Annotated in this window: 14 protein-coding genes; 2 read left to right on the forward strand and 12 right to left on the reverse strand. The window is 64.7% G+C overall.

The genetic code is table 11. The annotated features are described in order from the left end of the window. Nucleotides 1-82 precede the first annotated feature (82 nt). Together BAUR9175_RS03825 and BAUR9175_RS03830 are read right to left on the reverse strand one after the other, a co-directional pair. Entirely contained in the window at nt 83-1,294 is a 1,212-nt protein-coding gene (locus tag BAUR9175_RS03825; protein WP_009882507.1) for an anhydro-N-acetylmuramic acid kinase, read from the reverse strand. Next, nucleotides 1,291-2,013, reverse strand: a complete 723-nt coding sequence (locus BAUR9175_RS03830) for a GntR family transcriptional regulator (protein ID WP_101583017.1) — start codon at nt 2,011-2,013, stop codon at nt 1,291-1,293. The genes BAUR9175_RS03825 and BAUR9175_RS03830 overlap by 4 nt, the downstream gene beginning before the upstream one ends. Nucleotides 2,014-2,164: 151 nt before the next feature. Between BAUR9175_RS03830 and mgrA the strand changes: the two genes are divergently transcribed. Beyond that, nucleotides 2,165-3,205, forward strand: coding sequence for an L-glyceraldehyde 3-phosphate reductase (mgrA, locus tag BAUR9175_RS03835; protein ID WP_009882509.1), 1,041 nt, complete (start codon nt 2,165-2,167; stop codon nt 3,203-3,205). Nucleotides 3,206-3,251: 46 nt separating this feature from the next. On the opposite strand, the gene BAUR9175_RS03840 is transcribed toward mgrA, so the two are convergent. The 9 genes from BAUR9175_RS03840 to BAUR9175_RS19320 all read right to left on the reverse strand — a co-directional run bounded on the left by BAUR9175_RS03840 (nt 3,252) and on the right by BAUR9175_RS19320 (nt 13,965). Then, nucleotides 3,252-4,391, reverse strand: coding sequence for a phosphotransferase (locus tag BAUR9175_RS03840; RefSeq protein WP_133066482.1), 1,140 nt, complete (start codon nt 4,389-4,391; stop codon nt 3,252-3,254). Beyond that, nucleotides 4,388-5,650, reverse strand: a complete 1,263-nt coding sequence (locus BAUR9175_RS03845; protein ID WP_069600932.1) for a phosphotransferase — start codon at nt 5,648-5,650, stop codon at nt 4,388-4,390. The genes BAUR9175_RS03840 and BAUR9175_RS03845 overlap by 4 nt, the downstream gene beginning before the upstream one ends. Nucleotides 5,651-5,652: 2 nt before the next feature. Further along, the gene (locus BAUR9175_RS03850) at nt 5,653-7,539 is read right to left on the reverse strand and encodes an ABC transporter ATP-binding protein (RefSeq protein WP_009882512.1); all 1,887 of its coding nucleotides are present in this window, start codon (nt 7,537-7,539) and stop codon (nt 5,653-5,655) included. Beyond that, nucleotides 7,536-8,711, reverse strand: coding sequence for a glycosyltransferase family 4 protein (locus tag BAUR9175_RS03855; protein WP_069600933.1), 1,176 nt, complete (start codon nt 8,709-8,711; stop codon nt 7,536-7,538). Before BAUR9175_RS03855 ends, BAUR9175_RS03850 begins: the two co-directional genes overlap by 4 nt. After that, entirely contained in the window at nt 8,708-10,081 is a 1,374-nt protein-coding gene (locus tag BAUR9175_RS03860; protein WP_096159793.1) for a glycosyltransferase, read from the reverse strand. Before BAUR9175_RS03860 ends, BAUR9175_RS03855 begins: the two co-directional genes overlap by 4 nt. After that, a complete protein-coding gene (locus tag BAUR9175_RS03865) occupies nt 10,071-11,297 on the reverse strand; it encodes a glycosyltransferase family protein (protein WP_009882515.1) in 1,227 nt (408 codons plus the stop codon). Before BAUR9175_RS03865 ends, BAUR9175_RS03860 begins: the two co-directional genes overlap by 11 nt. Nucleotides 11,298-11,382: 85 nt before the next feature. Next, nucleotides 11,383-12,042 carry a response regulator transcription factor gene (locus BAUR9175_RS03870; protein WP_009882516.1) on the reverse strand — a complete coding sequence of 220 codons (660 nt, stop codon included), beginning with the start codon at nt 12,040-12,042 and terminating at the stop codon, nt 11,383-11,385. Continuing rightward, nucleotides 12,039-13,577 (reverse strand): sensor histidine kinase, encoded by a 1,539-nt coding sequence (locus tag BAUR9175_RS03875; protein ID WP_257944261.1) that lies wholly within the window; start codon nt 13,575-13,577, stop codon nt 12,039-12,041. Before BAUR9175_RS03875 ends, BAUR9175_RS03870 begins: the two co-directional genes overlap by 4 nt. Then, the gene (locus BAUR9175_RS19320) at nt 13,498-13,965 is read right to left on the reverse strand and encodes a hypothetical protein (RefSeq protein ID WP_096146301.1); all 468 of its coding nucleotides are present in this window, start codon (nt 13,963-13,965) and stop codon (nt 13,498-13,500) included. The genes BAUR9175_RS03875 and BAUR9175_RS19320 overlap by 80 nt, the downstream gene beginning before the upstream one ends. A gap of 149 nt (nt 13,966-14,114) precedes the next feature. Between BAUR9175_RS19320 and BAUR9175_RS03885 the strand changes: the two genes are divergently transcribed. After that, on the forward strand, nt 14,115-14,900 hold the full coding sequence (locus BAUR9175_RS03885) for a DedA family protein (protein WP_009882520.1): 786 nt from the start codon (nt 14,115-14,117) through the stop codon (nt 14,898-14,900). A 25-nt stretch (nt 14,901-14,925) separates the two neighbouring features. On the opposite strand, the gene BAUR9175_RS03890 is transcribed toward BAUR9175_RS03885, so the two are convergent. Continuing rightward, a complete protein-coding gene (locus BAUR9175_RS03890; protein ID WP_009882521.1) occupies nt 14,926-15,768 on the reverse strand; it encodes a shikimate dehydrogenase in 843 nt (280 codons plus the stop codon). Nucleotides 15,769-15,781 lie beyond the last annotated feature (13 nt).

Raw genomic sequence — 15,781 nt, forward strand, 5'->3', positions numbered from 1 at the left:
ATACAAGGGGTGTGCGTTTCTTCGCGAGGCCTGCATCGGTGCAGGGCCTCATCAGTTCAGTGGTCTCATCGGTCCGCCGGTCTCATCGGTCCAGGATTCTCAGGCGTGTGGGTCTGGCTTCCAGAGGCTCGGGCAGGTTCAGCGGGCCGCGTCCCGGACTCAGCCGTCCGGCGATGCTCGAATGCGCGGCACCGGTGAGGTTCGGCTCGGTGCCTGCGAGTCCGTTCCAGCTCAGCCATCCGAGCAGCGCCATAAGGAGGGCTTCTTTGGCACCTTCGGGCAGCCCGAAGGCCTGATCCGTGCTGGTCAGGGTGATGCCGGGGCCGAGCTCCGAGGCCATTCGTCCCAGCAGCGTCGGGTTCCGGGTGCCCCCGCCGGAGGCGATGACCGTGGTGACGCCGTGTGCGTGGCAGGCATCGGCGACCGTGCGCGCGGTCAGCGCCGTGACCGTCGCGATGGCATCATGCTCGCCGAGGTGGGTCCTGGGTTCGAGGAATCCATCGAGGTAGTCCGCGTGGAAGAGTTCCTTGCCCGTCGACTTCGGTGCCGGAAGTTGGTAGTACGGATCGGCCAGCAGCTGCTCGAGCAGCTCCTCATCGACCCGACCGCGTGCGGCCAGCTCCCCGTCACGGTCGAAGCCCGCCTCCCCTTTGGTGATCCTGCGGGCGAGGATGTCGATGAGTGCATTGGCGGGGCCGGTGTCGAAGGCCAGCGGTGCGCGCTCGGGCGCGAGGACCGTGATGTTGGCGATGCCGCCGAGGTTGAGCACCGCAATCGGAGCCTCGACGTCACCGACAAGGAGGCTGTCGAGGATTCCGACGAGCGGGGCGCCCTGCCCACCGGCGGCAACGTCGCGGGCACGGACGTCGGAGAGTACGGGAGCTCCGGTCGCCTCGGCGATCCATGCCGGTTGGCCGATCTGCAGTGTGGAGGTGACGGCACCCTCGGTGATGTCGTGGCGCACGGTCTGCCCGTGGGAGACGATGAGCTCGGCCTCGACTCCGGTTTCGGTGCAGAGGTCGCTGACGGCCTGGGCGCAGAAGCGGCCCAAGCGGGCATCGACACTGGAGACCAAGGACAGGGGGACGTCGGCAGGCTCGAGCAGACGCAGGATGTCGCGGCGCAGCTGCTGGTCGAATTCGACCTCTCGGCTGGCGAGGATGCGGACACCAAGTTCGGAGAGACCAGCCGCCTGGCGGACACTCAGCTCGTCACCGTCATCGTGGATGAAATCAGCGAGGACGACGTCGAGGGCATCGGCGGACGTTCCTGTCATCAGGCCGGCGATGATCATGGGCGGCCTCCTCCGTGGGTGTCGGGCAGGGTGAGTACGCTGCGGATCTTGTAGCGATCTCCGCGATAGACCGAGCGAACGAATTCGAAGGGCACGCCGTCGGCTCCTCGGGAGGTGCGTTCGAAGAGCAGTGCCGTTGACTGTTCGGGAACTCCGAGGATCTTCGCCTCGCCCGCGTCGAGGAGGGTCGGTTCGATCGTCTGCACACTGTGGTTGAGAGAGATGGAGAAGCGCGAGGCCAGCAGTTCGTAGAACGAACTGTTCTCCAGGTCCGCAGGCTTCAGACCGGGGACGAGGGCGGCGGGGATGTGCAGTTCCTCAAGTGCGAGTGGTTCGTCATCGGCCAGGCGCAGACGCAGAATTGCGATGACCTCGGCATCATCGTCGATGTGGAGCCTGCGCCCGATGTGGGCGCCGGCCTTGGTCACGTCGAAGGAGACCACGCGCGACCCCGGGCGCATACCGCGGGCGACCATGTCTTCTGTGAAGGAGCTCGCTGCCAGTGGCTGGTCGAGTTTCGGGCCGAGGGCGAAGACGCCTGCGCCATGGCGACGGCGGACGACGCCCTTGGAGACCAGTTCGTCGATGGCGCGGCGCAGGGTCATCCGCGAGATGCCCAGCGCTTCGGCGAGCTGGCGTTCGGGCGGGAACTGCTCGCCGGCGGCCATCGTCTCAAGGCGGTCGAGGAGCTGATCCCGAATCGAGTGGAATTTGGTCACGTGACTATTGAGGCATAGGACACACCTGGAAATCAAGACCACTGGTCTGACTTTTACGATTTGAGGACAGATGAGAGGGCATCAGCCGTGTCCGCGGGTACGACTAAGCTGAGGGTCAGCACTCGAGTCTTTTCCCGCCGCAGGAGGCACCGTGTATCAAGCAGCCGATGACCGCTACGAATCGATGAGCTATCGCCCGGTCGGTCGCTCCGGACTCGTCCTCCCCGCCCTGTCGTTGGGGCTGTGGCACAACTTCGGCGATGATGTTGCCTTCCAGAATCAGCGTGACATCGTGCGCCGGGCCTTCGACTTAGGCATCACCCACTTCGACCTCGCGAACAACTACGGTCCACCTCCCGGCTCGGCCGAGACCAACTTCGGGCGACTGCTGCGCGAAGATCTCCATCCCTACCGCGACGAGCTCATCATCTCGACCAAGGCCGGGTGGGCGATGCATCCCGGCCCTTACGGCGGACCGGGCGGCAGCCGCAAATACCTGTTGGCCAGTCTCGACGCCTCGCTGAAGCGGCTCGGCCTCGACTATGTCGACATCTTCTACTCTCACCGCCCCGATGCCTCGACTCCCCTCGAGGAGACCATCGGCGCCCTCGACACCGCGGTGCGTTCGGGCCGTGCCCTCTACGCCGGCATCTCCTCATATTCGGCCGCCGACACAGCCCGCGCCTCGGCGCTGGCGAAGGAGCTGGGCACTCCGCTGCTCATCCACCAACCCTCGTATTCGATGTTCAACCGGTGGATCGAATCCGATGGCCTCCTCGATACGACCGATTCCGAGGGGCTGGGCGTCATCGCGTTCTCCCCACTCGCACAGGGTCTGCTCACCGACAAATACCTCGGCGGAGTTCCCGAAGAGTCACGGGCAGGAAAGTCCACTCCTTCGTTCAAGGATGGCTTCCTCTCCGAGGACAACCTCGAGCGCATTCGCGGGCTGAATGATCTCGCCGAAGCTCGCGGTCAGTCACTGGCACAGATGGCGCTGAGCTGGGCGCTGCGCGATGATCGTGTGTCCTCTCTTGTCATCGGTTCCAGCCGGGTCGCCCAGCTCGAACACAATGTCGCGGCGCTGAATTCGGAACCATTCAGCGCCGAGGAACTGGCCGCCATCGATACGTTCGCCGTCGATTCCGGCGTCGACATCTGGGGAGATGCCCGCCGCAGCACTCAGGAGTGAAACTCGACGAGAGCCGAGCACGGGGCGAGAAACGCCTGCAGTCGCGTCATTCGTGGGCGGCTTCGAGCAGGACCCCGGTGTGTGGGGCCCAGCGCGGTCGGAATGCATAGACGCAGGCCAGCCGCACGAGTGCTGAGCGCTCATAGGTGCGGACCCGGTCTGGATCCAGTCCGCTCGCCGAGGTGATCCGAGAGATCTCCCCGATCACCACCTCGGCGTCGTCCTGGGTCCAGATCCCCTGGTGACTGCGCCACTGCGCGTGCGCGCGCAGGTTGCCCAGGTCGAGTTCGCGTTCGCCGAGGCAGGCCGTGTCGACGTCGAGCAGTCCGGGTCCGGCCACCGGATCCCACATGACCTGCTTGTCATGGAGGTCGCGGTGGATCGGACCCCAGTTCCGCTCCCCCGCCGAGGAATTGTTCCCGTCTGCCAAGGACGCGCCGTCGCTGAGGAGGTCGGCGCTGACCTGCGTGATCAGAGCATCAACCTCGGCGAGCTTCTCTCCGAGGTGGACGCGGGCACGATCGCGCCACTCGTTGAGCACCTGCACTTCCGAGCTCGCCGAATGGACCGGCATCGACGGCATCGCCGCAGCAATCGTGTTCGTCGCGGCACTCGTGTCCGCTCCAGCAGTCATGTCCGTCTCAGTGGTCGTGTCGGTCGTGGATGCGGCGAGCGCCCAAGCGTCGAGAGCTTCAGCCCAGGCACGCGACCAATCAGCACCCAAGCGCTGTGGATCATGGAGTTCGACGCCCGGCAGTGCACTGAGGACGACGGTCGAATCATCCGCGGTGAGCACGGTCGGCAATGCGAAGCCGTTCCGGAACGCTTCGGCCCGGTCCTGTCCGGCGACGATTCCATCCGCTTTGGACGAGCGCACGCATTTGGCGAAGCGTCCATCGGCCAGGCGGATCACGGCTCTCTTCCCCGGCCGATGCGAGACCACGCGGTTCCCAGCGGTGCCGAGCAGTCGCTCGAGTCCCGGCAGCTTCGAGTCTCTGCCTTCCTCGAGCATGTCCACTCGACCGTTGCTGAGGAACCCTGACCTGATCGCAGACCCGTGCTGAGCTTCGAGCGCGATCCGACCTCGGCTGGCGGGCCAGGCACGGCACACAGTCCACTTCTGGCCTTCGATCGTGACGAATTCGGGGATGTCAGACACCGTTTGTGCCGCAGGTCCTGGCGTCATTTCGACACCCGGCTCGCGTTCGCGGACAGAGCCTGCTGAGCTGCATTGATGGTCTGCATTGTGGCCTGCTGCCAATCCGGTCGGCATGTGCGCCACGGTTCGACGGCCGTGACGAGCATGGCCCAGGCGGCCCATGCCTCCACATCGACATCGACTCCGCCTGCTGCTCGGTAGCCGTCGAGGAACCCGGCCTCGAGTGACGTGCCTTCCTCGTCGGTGCGTCGCCGACAGGCGGCCACCCAGCGGCCAAGGTCCATCCCGACAGGGCCGACACCGGCCCGGTCGAGATCGATGATGCGGCATTCCGAATGACCGACAAGCACCTGGTCGGGGCTGAGGTCCCCATGAATCGCACGGGCGCCGCCATCGGCTGCAGCACCGGTGAGGGGTTCGTTCCCGATCCGCTGTCGAAGCTCCCGGACGATGTCCTGGACGGACCTGCCCACTTCGGGCAGCAGCTGCGCCAGCAGCGTCGCGGTTTCCTCGGCTTGATCAAACGGCGATGGAGAGGAACCGGAGACCACCTCGGCGGGGGTGTGGCGGTGAAGTTCTGCGATGATGACTCCCACTTCCTCGGCCACAGCGAGGTCGGGAGACGTCTCCAGGTCACCCGTCCCCCACCAGGGAGAGCCCACAGCCGTTCCTTTGCTGCCGATGGGTTCGACAGGGAGGGTCGGCAGACCCCAATCGGTCCACTGTTTGGCGGTCTCGACCAGGTGCTGCTGGGAGCGGGTGCCGATGCGAATGAACTCGGGAGCCCCCGCGTGCTCTGGCGAATGTTTGAGCAGAACTCTCCGTCCGGGGTTGTAGCCGATGACATCGATCTCACCGTTCAACCGCGCAATCGCGCGAGCAGTCTCCTTCCCCAGCTTCGAATCCGCCGCCACCGATCCACTCAGCAGCACACTGCCGGTGGCACCGGCGGATCGTGGTTCGCTGCATTCGTGCACAGTGATCGTCTCATCGTGCCGGGCAGCCCGCCTGCGAATATTGACGAGCTTGTCAGCGCTGGTCACAACCGCAGTCCACCCCCAGTCCTCAAGCCCGCCGAGGCGGCTCCCGGCTTCCCGCGACCAGGACACGATGGCATTGCGACCGGGTTTGACGCGGATGCGGTTGGGCACGACGGGAAAGCCTAAGCGCTGCGAGAGTGCCTCGGCTGATCTGAGCTCGGTCACGTACGGCAGGTTCGCGAACTCCGCCGTTGCCTCATCGAGTTCTGCCGTTGCCTCATCATCGATTCCATGAAGGTCCGTCATGGTCACGCCCTTACCTCCTGAGGAATATTTCCCATCTGGGAATCTTCGGCCTGTGTGCGCATCCACTCGGCGACGCGTGTGCCGGGATTGCCTGCCAGCTCGCTCGGCGATCCGTCTTCGACGATCTGTCCGTCTTCGAGCCACAGCACCCGGTCGAGGCCGCGGATCATGGCCAGATCGTGAGTGATGACGATGCTGGTGCGCCCTTCGGTCAGCATGGAGACCGAGTCTGTGACCTGTCCCCGGGTCGCCGGGTCGAGGCCCGAGGTCGCTTCGTCGAAGACGACGACGGGGGCGTCGCGCACCAATGCCCTGGCGATGGCCAGGCGCTGGCGCTGCCCACCGGAGAGGGTGTCGCCGCGGTTGCCCAACACGGTGTCGTAACCGTCGGGCAGTCCTTGGATGAAATCATCGGCTGAGGCGGCACGGGCCGCGGCCTCCACCTCGGCGTCGGTGGCATCCAAGCGACCGTAGCGGATGTTCTCCCGCACGGTCGCGGCGAACAGCACCGATTCCTGCAGAAGCACGGACATGCTCGACCGCAGGGAGGCTCTGGTGACGTTGTGGGTGCCGTAGCCGTCGATGAAGATCGATCCCGATTCCGGCTGCGAGAGCCTCAGCAGGTAGCTCATCAGTGTGGATTTCCCGGCCCCTGAGGCGCCGAGGATTCCGACCTTCTGACCCGCGGGAATGAGCAGATTGAGATCATCGAACAACGGGTTTCCATGACCATCGGTCGAGGTGATGCGGTCGAAGACGACATCACCGGCAACGGGTCCCATGGTGAGCGCACCGGGGGCGTCGGCAATCTCGATCGGTTCGTCGAGGAGGTCCGCGATCCGCTCCCCCGATGCGGTGGCGCGGGCGATCCGGCCGGTGTATTTGGCCATATCGCGCAGCGGCTTCATCGCGATCTTGAGGTACATGAGGAACAGCACCAGATCGCCCGGGGACATGGCCCCACGCAGCACCTGATAGCTGCCGAAGATGAGCACGAGAGCCTGGGAGATGCCGACGAGCACATCGGTCGAGCGCTCGAGGCCGGCGGCGAGGCGACGTGCCCGCACTCCCGCCTTGAGTGCGCGTTCGTTGCCGTTGGCGAATTCGCGTGCCACTGTGCCTTCGAGACCGTAGGCCTGGACGACGCGGATGGCGCCGAGGGCCTCAGCAGCGGAGCCGACGAGCCTGCCTTCGCCCTTACGGGTCGAACGCGAAGCCGTCGTGATCTTCGGGGTCGCGATCTTCGAGAGCACCCCGTAGATCGCGGCCGTGATGAGCACGATGGCGCTGAGGATCGGGTCGAGGATGACCATGACGACGAGGAGGACGGCCAGGGTGATGACGTTGCCCACCAGCGGAAGACCGGCCGTCACCGCCACTTCCTGGAGGCGTCCGATATCGCCGACGAGGCGCTGAGAGGTGTCTCCGATCGAGGCCCGCGAGTGGTACTTCAGCGACAGGGCCTGCACATGTTCGAAGACCCGTGAGCGCAGCTGGGTCGCAACCCGGGCGCCGACGAGTGCGAAGCAGATGGTCGAGGCATAGTTCGCCACGGCCCTGCCCGCCACGATGACCGCCAGACCGATCGCGGCGGCGGCCAGGGTCATCCCGACGTTGGATCCGACGCCGATGGTCGGCCCGATCTCTGCGCCCAGGGCAGAGGTCACCGCATCAATGGCGATCTTGAGCGGCCAGGGTTCGAGGATGCGGAAGATGACGTCGCAGAACAGTGCGGCCAGCCCGCCGAGGATGAGCCACTTGTGCTGGCCCAGGTGCGGGGTGAGGATTCGCAGGGTTCGCTTCAGTGCCCCGGGCGAGATCTTCGTCCGGGACTTCTTCGACTGCGAAGCCTGCTGCGACTTCTGCTCTGGTTGTGGGGTCTGACTCATACCGGCTCCATGACGAACGGTTCCAGGATCTCCTGGCACCGGCTGGTCCACGAATGATGGGCCAGGGCTTCGGATCGGGCGGCAGCACCCATACGATGACGCACTTCGGCGTCGTCGATGAGGTTCTGCAGGGCAGCACTCAGGGCACCGGTGTCATCGGCGGGCACCAGTGTCGCGGCATCTGTGCCTTCGAGAACTGCGGGAATCGATCCCACGGCTGAAGCGACGATGGGCAGCCCTGCGGCGAGGTACTCGTAGATCTTCAGCGGTGAGAAGTAGTTCTCCCCCGCCGGGTACGGGGCCACGGCGATATCGAAGGTGCGCAGGTGCGCCGGGATCTCTTCGGGGGCCAGCGCACCGTGGAAGGTCACGCGACCGCCGAGGCGACGGGCCTTCGCCTGCTGTTGCAGAGCCTCCGATTCCGGCCCATGCCCGAGGATGTCGAGATGGAAGTTTCCCTGCAGCCCCGCGCAGGCCTCGATCAGTCGATCAGTGCCGTGCCAGGGTTTGAGGGTTCCCACGAATCCGATCCGCACCGCACGGCTGCCTGATGCGTCCCGGGCGGTCGCGGTGGGGGTGATCCGGTCCGTGTTCACACCGTTGGGGACGACCGAGACATCGCTCAGACCCGGGTAGTCCCGGTTCACCCAGCCGGCGACCGCATCACTGACGCAGACGATCCGCTCGGCTCCGACGAAGCTGTGGGCCGTGGTCCGAGCCGCGTGCTCGTCGTGGACGAGCCCACGATGCTGCTTCTGCTCAGCGAGCAGCGGTGCGTTGACCTCAAGGACCAATGGCGCGCCGAGGCGGCTGCTGATTTCGGCTCCGGCCGTGGAGAACAGCGAATACCGTTCATAGACGAGGTCAAAGCCCTGGTCGGCTCCCGCATCCGGATCGGAAACGGTGTCGACGACCATATCGGCGAGCATGTCGGACAGGCGCATGAGGGCGATCTCGCGTTGGCTTCGGTCCAGTCCGCGTGGCACCTCGAGCCGGGTGATGTCGACGTCGGCGAGGTCGGCTGGGATGTCGTCATCGGTGCGGGTGCAGAAGATGCTGACCTCGTGGCCGAGGCTCCTGAAGGTGCGGACGACTTCCTGCACGTGGACGCTCGCGCCCTTGGTGCCGAAGACTCCGATGCCCGGGTCGAGCAGAATGTAGGCGATTCTCATGACACGTACTCCAGTTCGCGGTCAGCATTCGGTGCGGCTTGGTCGGTGTTCGACGCGGCCTGATCAGCGTTTGGTGCGGCGCGGCCGGCGTTCGGTAGGGCGCGGCCGGCCTGGTCGACCAGTCCGGACAGTTCGCGGGCCTGGGCCGCCGAGTCGTGCAGCCGGCACACCAGATCTCTCGCGGCGTCGGTGATCTCTCGCACGGAATCCGGGGCTTCTCGCAGACGGCGGACCACCTCGGCGATGGCGGTGGTGATCTGTTCGGGATCGCTCCCGTCGTCGACGAGCCAGCCGGTCTCACCATCGATGATGACCTCGGGCACCGCCGTGACATTGCCGGCCACACAGGGAATTCCAGTGGCCATGCCTTCGAGCAGCACGGTCGGCAGGCCATCGGCGTTGCCGTCGGTGCCGATGACGAAGGGGGCGACGAGGAGGTCGTGGCTGACGAAAATCTCGCGGACCTCGGACTGGGTCAGAGCACCGTGCATGTCGACGAGCTCGGTGAGATGCAGAGTGTCGATGAGCTCACGCAGCTCGTCCTCGAGCGGACCTGTGCCGACGAGGTCGAGGTGGCAGGGCAGGCCGCGATCGCGCAGCCGGGCAAGTGCAGTGAGCAGATGCCCGAAGCCCTTCTTCTCGACGAGGCGACCGACTGCCAGCAGCGAGGGAATCGCCTGCGCCGCGCCACTTGGCTGCTCGGCGATGGTGGGACGGTAGGGGAAACGCTCAAGTTCGAGACCGTTGCGCACGACGACGATCCGTTCGCTGAGTTCGGGTCCCAGGATGCGGTGCAGATAGCTGTGGTTGTAGTCGCTGATGGCGATGACGTGGTCGGCGCCTGCGACCTTCCGGCTCAGATCCTCGAGTTCGACGCTCTCATGGAAGATGTCCTTCGCATGTGTGGTGAACGAGTACGGAATAGCGGTCAGGGCTGAGGCGGCTCTGGCCACGGTCGTCGCCACCGAGGCAAAGTGGGCGTGGAGGTGGGTGACCTCGTGTTCGAGTGCCAAGCGGGCCACGGCCACTGCCTGGACGGCATCGTCGTGGCCGAGTTCGGCAAGGTCGCCGAGGTGGGCCTGCAGACCGGAGGCGATCTTCGGATCCTGCAGGCTGTCCTGCCAGGTCTGCCAGTAGCTACGGGCGCTCGAGGGCCGTTCGACGTGAATGACGGGCGCCTTGACCCTGGCCAGCTCCGGGTGGAAGCGGGTGTCGGTCGTGGGACGGAGGGAGAAGATGACGAGCTCTTCACCGGCGGCTTCCCTGGCGAGGATTTCGGAGACGATGAAGGTCTCAGAGAACCGGGGATACATCTTCAGCACGTAGGCCCGGCGGACGGAAGGCTTGGTGGGAGTGTGATCAGCCTGCATAGCGAATCTCCTTGATCGAAGTGATGCTGCCACGGCTTGCTGCAGCTGAGTCTGTGCCGATTGTCTCGGCGTCTGTGCCGATGAGTTCGGCTGCGAGATGTGCGATGGTCTGGAGCCCGGCGAGGTCGACATTCGAACGGTCGATCGAGTGGCCCACCCGATCTCCGAACCAGTCGTTGAGCGCGGCGACGCTCACCTCGGAGAAGGCGCAGGTGTCGACGGCTCCGACGGCAGCGAGCGCTTCTGCCCGCCGAGGTTGTTCCGCGCGATGGCTGTTGCGGGGGACGACGAGAGCTGGGGTCGCAGTCGCCATCACCTCGCTCAGAGTGTTGTAGCCGCCCATGCAGACAACGGCGCTGGCCGAGGCGATGAGACCGGGAATGTCATCGCTGTGTCGAATGACCGTCGTCTCTTTCGCTGCGGTGCGTTTGAGTGCTTCGAAGTCTGCGAAGTCCATCTGCGGGCCGGTCACGACCAGGTGGTTGTACCCTGCCGGTGGCTGTGAGCGCACGGCGATCGAGGCGAGTTCGGCGCCGTCGGAGCCGCCGCCCAGACAGGTGAGCACGAACTTTCCCGGCGTGGTTGTGGCCCGGTCATCGGGGCGTTCCATGGCCAGGTACCCGGTGCATTCGGCGATGCGGGCGAGTTCCGTCGGCACCTCGCCGGTCGTGCGAGGGTCGTAGACGTCAGGATCGCCGTAGATCCAGACCGCGTCGAAGGAGTCCGCAACAGCACCGGGGCCGCCCACGCGATTCCATTCCCGCTCGATCACCTTGGGTGAGTCGAGGACCTCGCGCAGGCCGAGGACCGTCCGGCATCCACGGGCACGAACGTGGCGAAGTGCTTCTCTGAGTTCGCCGTCGATGCCGAAGGGGTGCCGGTCAACGATGAAGAGCTCCGGGTCCTGCTGGTCGAGGATCGCCTTGATGGCGGCCTTCCGAAGCGAGCTGAGTCCCTCCATCGACGAGGCGAGCGCCCGCGGCTGGTATCCACCGGCTGCAGGAGTCACACCTGGAAGAATCACCCAGTCCCACCCTGCCGGCAGGTCGAAGCGGGTGGCTTCGGGATTGCCTGCGATCAGCAGTCCGCTCACTCGTCGACCGGTCAGTGCGGGAAGTGACTTGGCCATGGCGAAGGCCAGTGCACGGTTGCGGCGGATGTGCCCCAGGCCCAGCGAGTCGTGGGAGAACAGTGCGATTCTCAAAGTGGAATTCATAGTTCTCATCTTGTCGCGCGCAATTAAGATGGAATTAAGATTCAGATGAGAAGACTCTTAGGGTCGAATTCGGTCGACATCGAACTCAGTCGACGCGGTAGCCGAATCCTCGCACCGTGGTGACGAAGTCGCTGCCGAGCTTCTTGCGCAGATACCCCACGTAGACATCGACGACGTTGGAGCCGGGATCGAAGTCGAATCCCCACACGTGGGACAGCAGCTGTTCTCGTGAGAGCACATTGCCGCGGTTCTGCAGCAGGATCTCTGCCAAGGACAGCTCCCGGGCGGAGAGGTCGATGATCTTGTCTGCCACCCAGACCTGGCGCTTGAGCAGGTCGATGCGCACGTCGCCGCGGACGAGTTCCGTCTGCGGTGCTTCGGTGGCGGTCTCTTTGAGCCGCAGTCTGATGCGGGCCAGCAGCTCGCCGAATCTGAACGGTTTGATCATGTAGTCCGCCGCACCGGACTCGAGCGCGAAGATCGTGTCATCGGCGTTGTCGCGTGCGGTGAGAACGAGGACCGGAAGATCGGGTCTGTCTTTGCGCAGCTGGCTGAGCACGCTGAATCCGTCGAGGCCCGGCAGGCCGATGTCGAGGACGAGCAGGTCGAAGTCTCCTGTCAGCGCCAGATCACGGCCGGTGATCCCATCGGCGGCGATCTCAGTGACGAAGCCTGCGGCTTTGAGCCCTTTGGCGATGAAGGCGGAGATCCGCGCCTCATCTTCGACAACGAGAATTCTGTTCACTGCGGTCCTTTCGGCAGGATCATTCGGAACTGGGCGCCCCTGGAGACGTGGTCGAGGACTACGGTGCCTCCGTGCGCCTCGGCGATGGCCCTGATGATGGACAGTCCGAGTCCGAAGCCGTGTCCTTCTGTCGACCCTCGACTGAATCGTTCGAAGACGCCGGCAGCGATCTCATCCGGGACTCCGCTTCCTTCATCGCGGACCCAGATGTGGACGTTGTCATCGACTACGCGGGCGCCGAAGGTGATCGACTGGTCCTCCTCGGTGTGTTCGACGGCGTTTGAGGCCAACTGAAGCAGAGCCTGCGTCAGCCGCTGTCGATCACCGGTGAGGACGATTGCCGGTGGAGTCTCGATCCGCCAATCACGCTGCCCCAGCCCTTTGGCCTTGGCCAGGGACTCGTTGAGCAGGGACGGTACGTCGACCTGTTCCGGTCGGACGAAGTCGGGGCGCCGAGATCGCGCCAGAATCAGCAGCTCCTCGACGAGTCGGGCCATCCGATCGGTTTCGTCGAGCAGCATCGTCCGGGTCTCATCGACGTCATCGACGTCGCTGGAGTCCATGGTCTCAAGATGGCCGCTGAGGATGGTCAGGGGTGTGCGGAGCTCATGGCCGACGTCGTCGAGGAAGCGCCGCTGTGTTTCGAAGGAGGCTTCGAGGCGGTCGAGCATGTCGTTGAATGTGCGTCCGAGCTCGGCGATGTCGTCATGGCCTCGTGTGGTGATTCGGCTGCTGAGATCGCCGCCGGAGATCGACTGTGCGGTCTGTCGCAACTCGGTGACCGGGGCCAGAAGCTTCCTGGCCAGCACCAACGAGATTCCCGAGATGAGCAGTGCGGCGGCCAGTGCGACGATGATGTAGATCTGCATGACGTGTGTGAGATCGGTGTGGCTGGCGGTGACGTTGTGGACGACGACGAACGACCCCGGGCCGTTGGCAGTACCCGAGTTGGTTCCGCCAGCTGAGTCGCCAGCGGATGCATTCCCAGCGGGCGCGTTTCCACCGGGCCCGGAAGTGATCGGCAGTACGTAGCCCTCGTATTCATCGCCGTCGATCGTCAGTTTGATCTCCCCGCCGTCAGCGGACACTCCGGCCACGGCCTCCTCGAACTCCTGGGAACGATTCACCGCGGAGTTCGGGTCTCCTTGGTAGAGGACGCGACCATCGGTGAGGAAGGCGAAGAGGGTTTCGTCCTCGTCCGGCCGATTCTGGGCGAGGAACTGGGTGAGGATCTGATCGACGGAGGTGAAGCGCTCCCCTGTTTCGGGATCGACACCGTTCTGGGCGAAGGAGCGCATCTCTGCGATCTCCTGAGTCATGGAGGCAGAGTTCCGCCCCTCGACGTTGTTCGCTTCGACGGTATAGAGGACGAGTCCGACGACGGTGAGTGCGAGTACGGAGAGAATGGCGACCGCGATCGTCAGTCGGTTCTGAACGGTCATCCTGATGCGACGCTCAGTCGTCGTCATCATCGCCATCATCATCGTCGTCGCCGTCGTCGCCGTCGTCGTCGCCGTCATCATCGTCGTCGTCATCGTCGTCGTCATCGCCGCCGGAGCCGCCGCCGTCGGAGTTGGCGGAGGCAGCGGGCACTTCGCGCGGCGGGTTGGGCACCGGCTCATAGGAATGTTCGAGTTCCTCGGGCTCGGACGAGTCGTCGGAAGAATTCGAGGACTGACTCGAGTCGGTGGGCTGATCGGCAGAGCCGTCTGCTGACTCGGTTGCGTCGGCCGATTCGGTCGCACCTGCGGATTCGGATCCATCGGCGCTCGCGGGCGCCGAGGTCTCTGGGGTGACTTCGACCGGGGTGAGATCTGGTGGCTCCGGCTGAGCAGAGGTCCTGACGATGATGACTGCAACCAAAGCGAGCACGACAACCAGACCAGCGATCACGCCGCCCAGAATCTTCGATCGTCCTTCCACGCTCTCAACACTGCCCAAGGCCGGAAGGTTTGTCGAGCGATCCGCGATGAGAGTCTTCTTAGACCAGGTCAACCGCGCACTGCCAGGGATCGTCGGAGTCCCTGTGATACCGTGAGCGCCGACCGCACAGCCCCAGGCAGGAGCCCCTGATGAGTGAGAACCGTCTGCCCGATGACGAGGCCCGGTTCGAGGAATCCGAAAGCAGTGACTCTCATCACGACGGCCCGACCGAGGCCCCCAAAGAGAGCACTGACTCCTCCGACGAGAGCCCCTGGGCCGCGATCAAACCGTGGAAGGGTAAGGCCGCGCGTCTGGACAAGGTGCTGCTCTTCCTCATCATCGGCGTCCCACTCGTCTACCTGGGACTCATGCCGCTGCGTCCTTGGATGCTGGTCAACGCCCCGGTCCTGCAGGAATTCATCAACGGCGCCAAGACCGCTGTCGTTGCCGCAGGTGCCTACGCCCGCGTCGGTGAGATTCCGCTGTGGCTCGTCATCGTTGCCGGATTCATCGGAATGGCGAAACTCGACTGGGCCTTCTGGTTGGCCGGCCGACGCTGGGGCGACGGAATTCTACGGCTCTTCGCCCAAAACGAGCGACAGATCAAACGCATCGAATCCCTCAAGCGGATCCCGAACTGGGCGCTCTTCCTCATGACCATCGTCTCGCGCTGCCCGGGAGTACCGGGAACTCTCGTCTACCTCGTCGCCGGCTGGACACGGATGCGGTTATCGCTGTTCCTCATCGCCGACCTCCTGGGCTGCCTGATCTTCACTCTCATCTGGACGACCTTGGGCTATCAGCTGGGCGAAGCCGCCGTCGATATCCTCAAGGTCGTCGACAAGTACGCGCTGTGGCTGACCTTGGCGATCATCGTCGGCATCTTCGTCATCACCTATATCCGGGAGTACCGGAAGCAGAAGAACGCTCAGTGAGCTCCCACTTCACACGTCGGTGAGCTCAGGCTCCGAAGGACAGGAAGGTCTCGCGCATTCGAGTCGGATCGGCCTTGCGTCCGCTGAAGAGTTCGAAGGCGTCGATTGCCTGATTGACGGCCATCCCTGAACCGTCGAGGGTCCGGCACCCTTTGGCCTTGGCCTCCCTGAGCAGCTGCGTTTCGAGTGGGAAGTACACGACGTCGGCGACCCAGGTCTGCGAATCCAGCAGGTCCGTGTCGAAGGGCGTCCCCGGAAAGGCCGCCATTCCGACCGGGGTGGCGTTGACGATTCCGTCCGCCGAGGTGATGGCCGGTTCCAGCTCCGACATCGAGATTGCGCGGACGTCGTCCCCGATCTCGGCGGCCAGGTCCTGTGCCCGCTCGGCGCTGATGTCGGCGATGACGAGGTCCTTGACACCCGACTCAGACAGGGCGAAGGCGACGGCACGGCCCGCTCCGCCGGCACCGATCTGCACCACGCGGTCCCGTGCCGCACCCTCGAGCCCGGCTTCGAAACCTCGCGCAAACCCGGTGACATCGGTGTTGTGACCCGTCGTGCGCCCGGCTTCGTCGATGACGACCGTGTTGACCGAGCCGATGCGGCGAGCGCCGGGGTCGACCTCGTCGAGTAGCTCGATGACCTGCTGCTTGAAGGGGTGGGTGATGTTGAGGCCGTCGAAGCCGAGGTGCACGGCCGATGTCAGCAGCTCAGCCAACGGCACAGAGGTCAGTCGCTCCTCGGCGATGTCGATCGTGCGGTAGATCGTGGTCAGATCGTGCGCGATGCCTTCGTTCTCGTGCATGCGCGGGGTGCGGGAGGCGGAAATGCCTTCGCCGATGAGTCCCAGGAGCAGTGACCGGGTCATAGTCTCACTTTCG

The sequence above is a fragment of the Brevibacterium aurantiacum genome (assembly GCF_900169065.1).
Taxonomy (GTDB): domain Bacteria; phylum Actinomycetota; class Actinomycetes; order Actinomycetales; family Brevibacteriaceae; genus Brevibacterium; species Brevibacterium aurantiacum.

Excerpts from the sequence above, each read along its gene's own strand:
- BAUR9175_RS03885 (WP_009882520.1), top strand. The coding sequence starts at position 14,115 with ATGAGTGAGAACCGTCTGCCCGATGACGAGGCCCGGTTCGAGGAATCC.
- BAUR9175_RS03865 (WP_009882515.1), bottom strand. The coding sequence starts at position 11,297 with ATGAATTCCACTTTGAGAATCGCACTGTTCTCCCACGACTCGCTGGGC.
- BAUR9175_RS03840 (WP_133066482.1), bottom strand. The coding sequence starts at position 4,391 with ATGACGCCAGGACCTGCGGCACAAACGGTGTCTGACATCCCCGAATTC.
- BAUR9175_RS03825 (WP_009882507.1), bottom strand. The coding sequence starts at position 1,294 with ATGATCATCGCCGGCCTGATGACAGGAACGTCCGCCGATGCCCTCGAC.
- BAUR9175_RS03845 (WP_069600932.1), bottom strand. The coding sequence starts at position 5,650 with ATGACGGACCTTCATGGAATCGATGATGAGGCAACGGCAGAACTCGAT.
- BAUR9175_RS03890 (WP_009882521.1), bottom strand. The coding sequence starts at position 15,768 with ATGACCCGGTCACTGCTCCTGGGACTCATCGGCGAAGGCATTTCCGCC.
- BAUR9175_RS03850 (WP_009882512.1), bottom strand. The coding sequence starts at position 7,539 with ATGAGTCAGACCCCACAACCAGAGCAGAAGTCGCAGCAGGCTTCGCAG.
- BAUR9175_RS03855 (WP_069600933.1), bottom strand. The coding sequence starts at position 8,711 with ATGAGAATCGCCTACATTCTGCTCGACCCGGGCATCGGAGTCTTCGGC.
- BAUR9175_RS03860 (WP_096159793.1), bottom strand. The coding sequence starts at position 10,081 with ATGCAGGCTGATCACACTCCCACCAAGCCTTCCGTCCGCCGGGCCTAC.
- BAUR9175_RS03875 (WP_257944261.1), bottom strand. The coding sequence starts at position 13,577 with ATGACGACGACGATGATGACGGCGACGACGACGGCGACGACGGCGACG.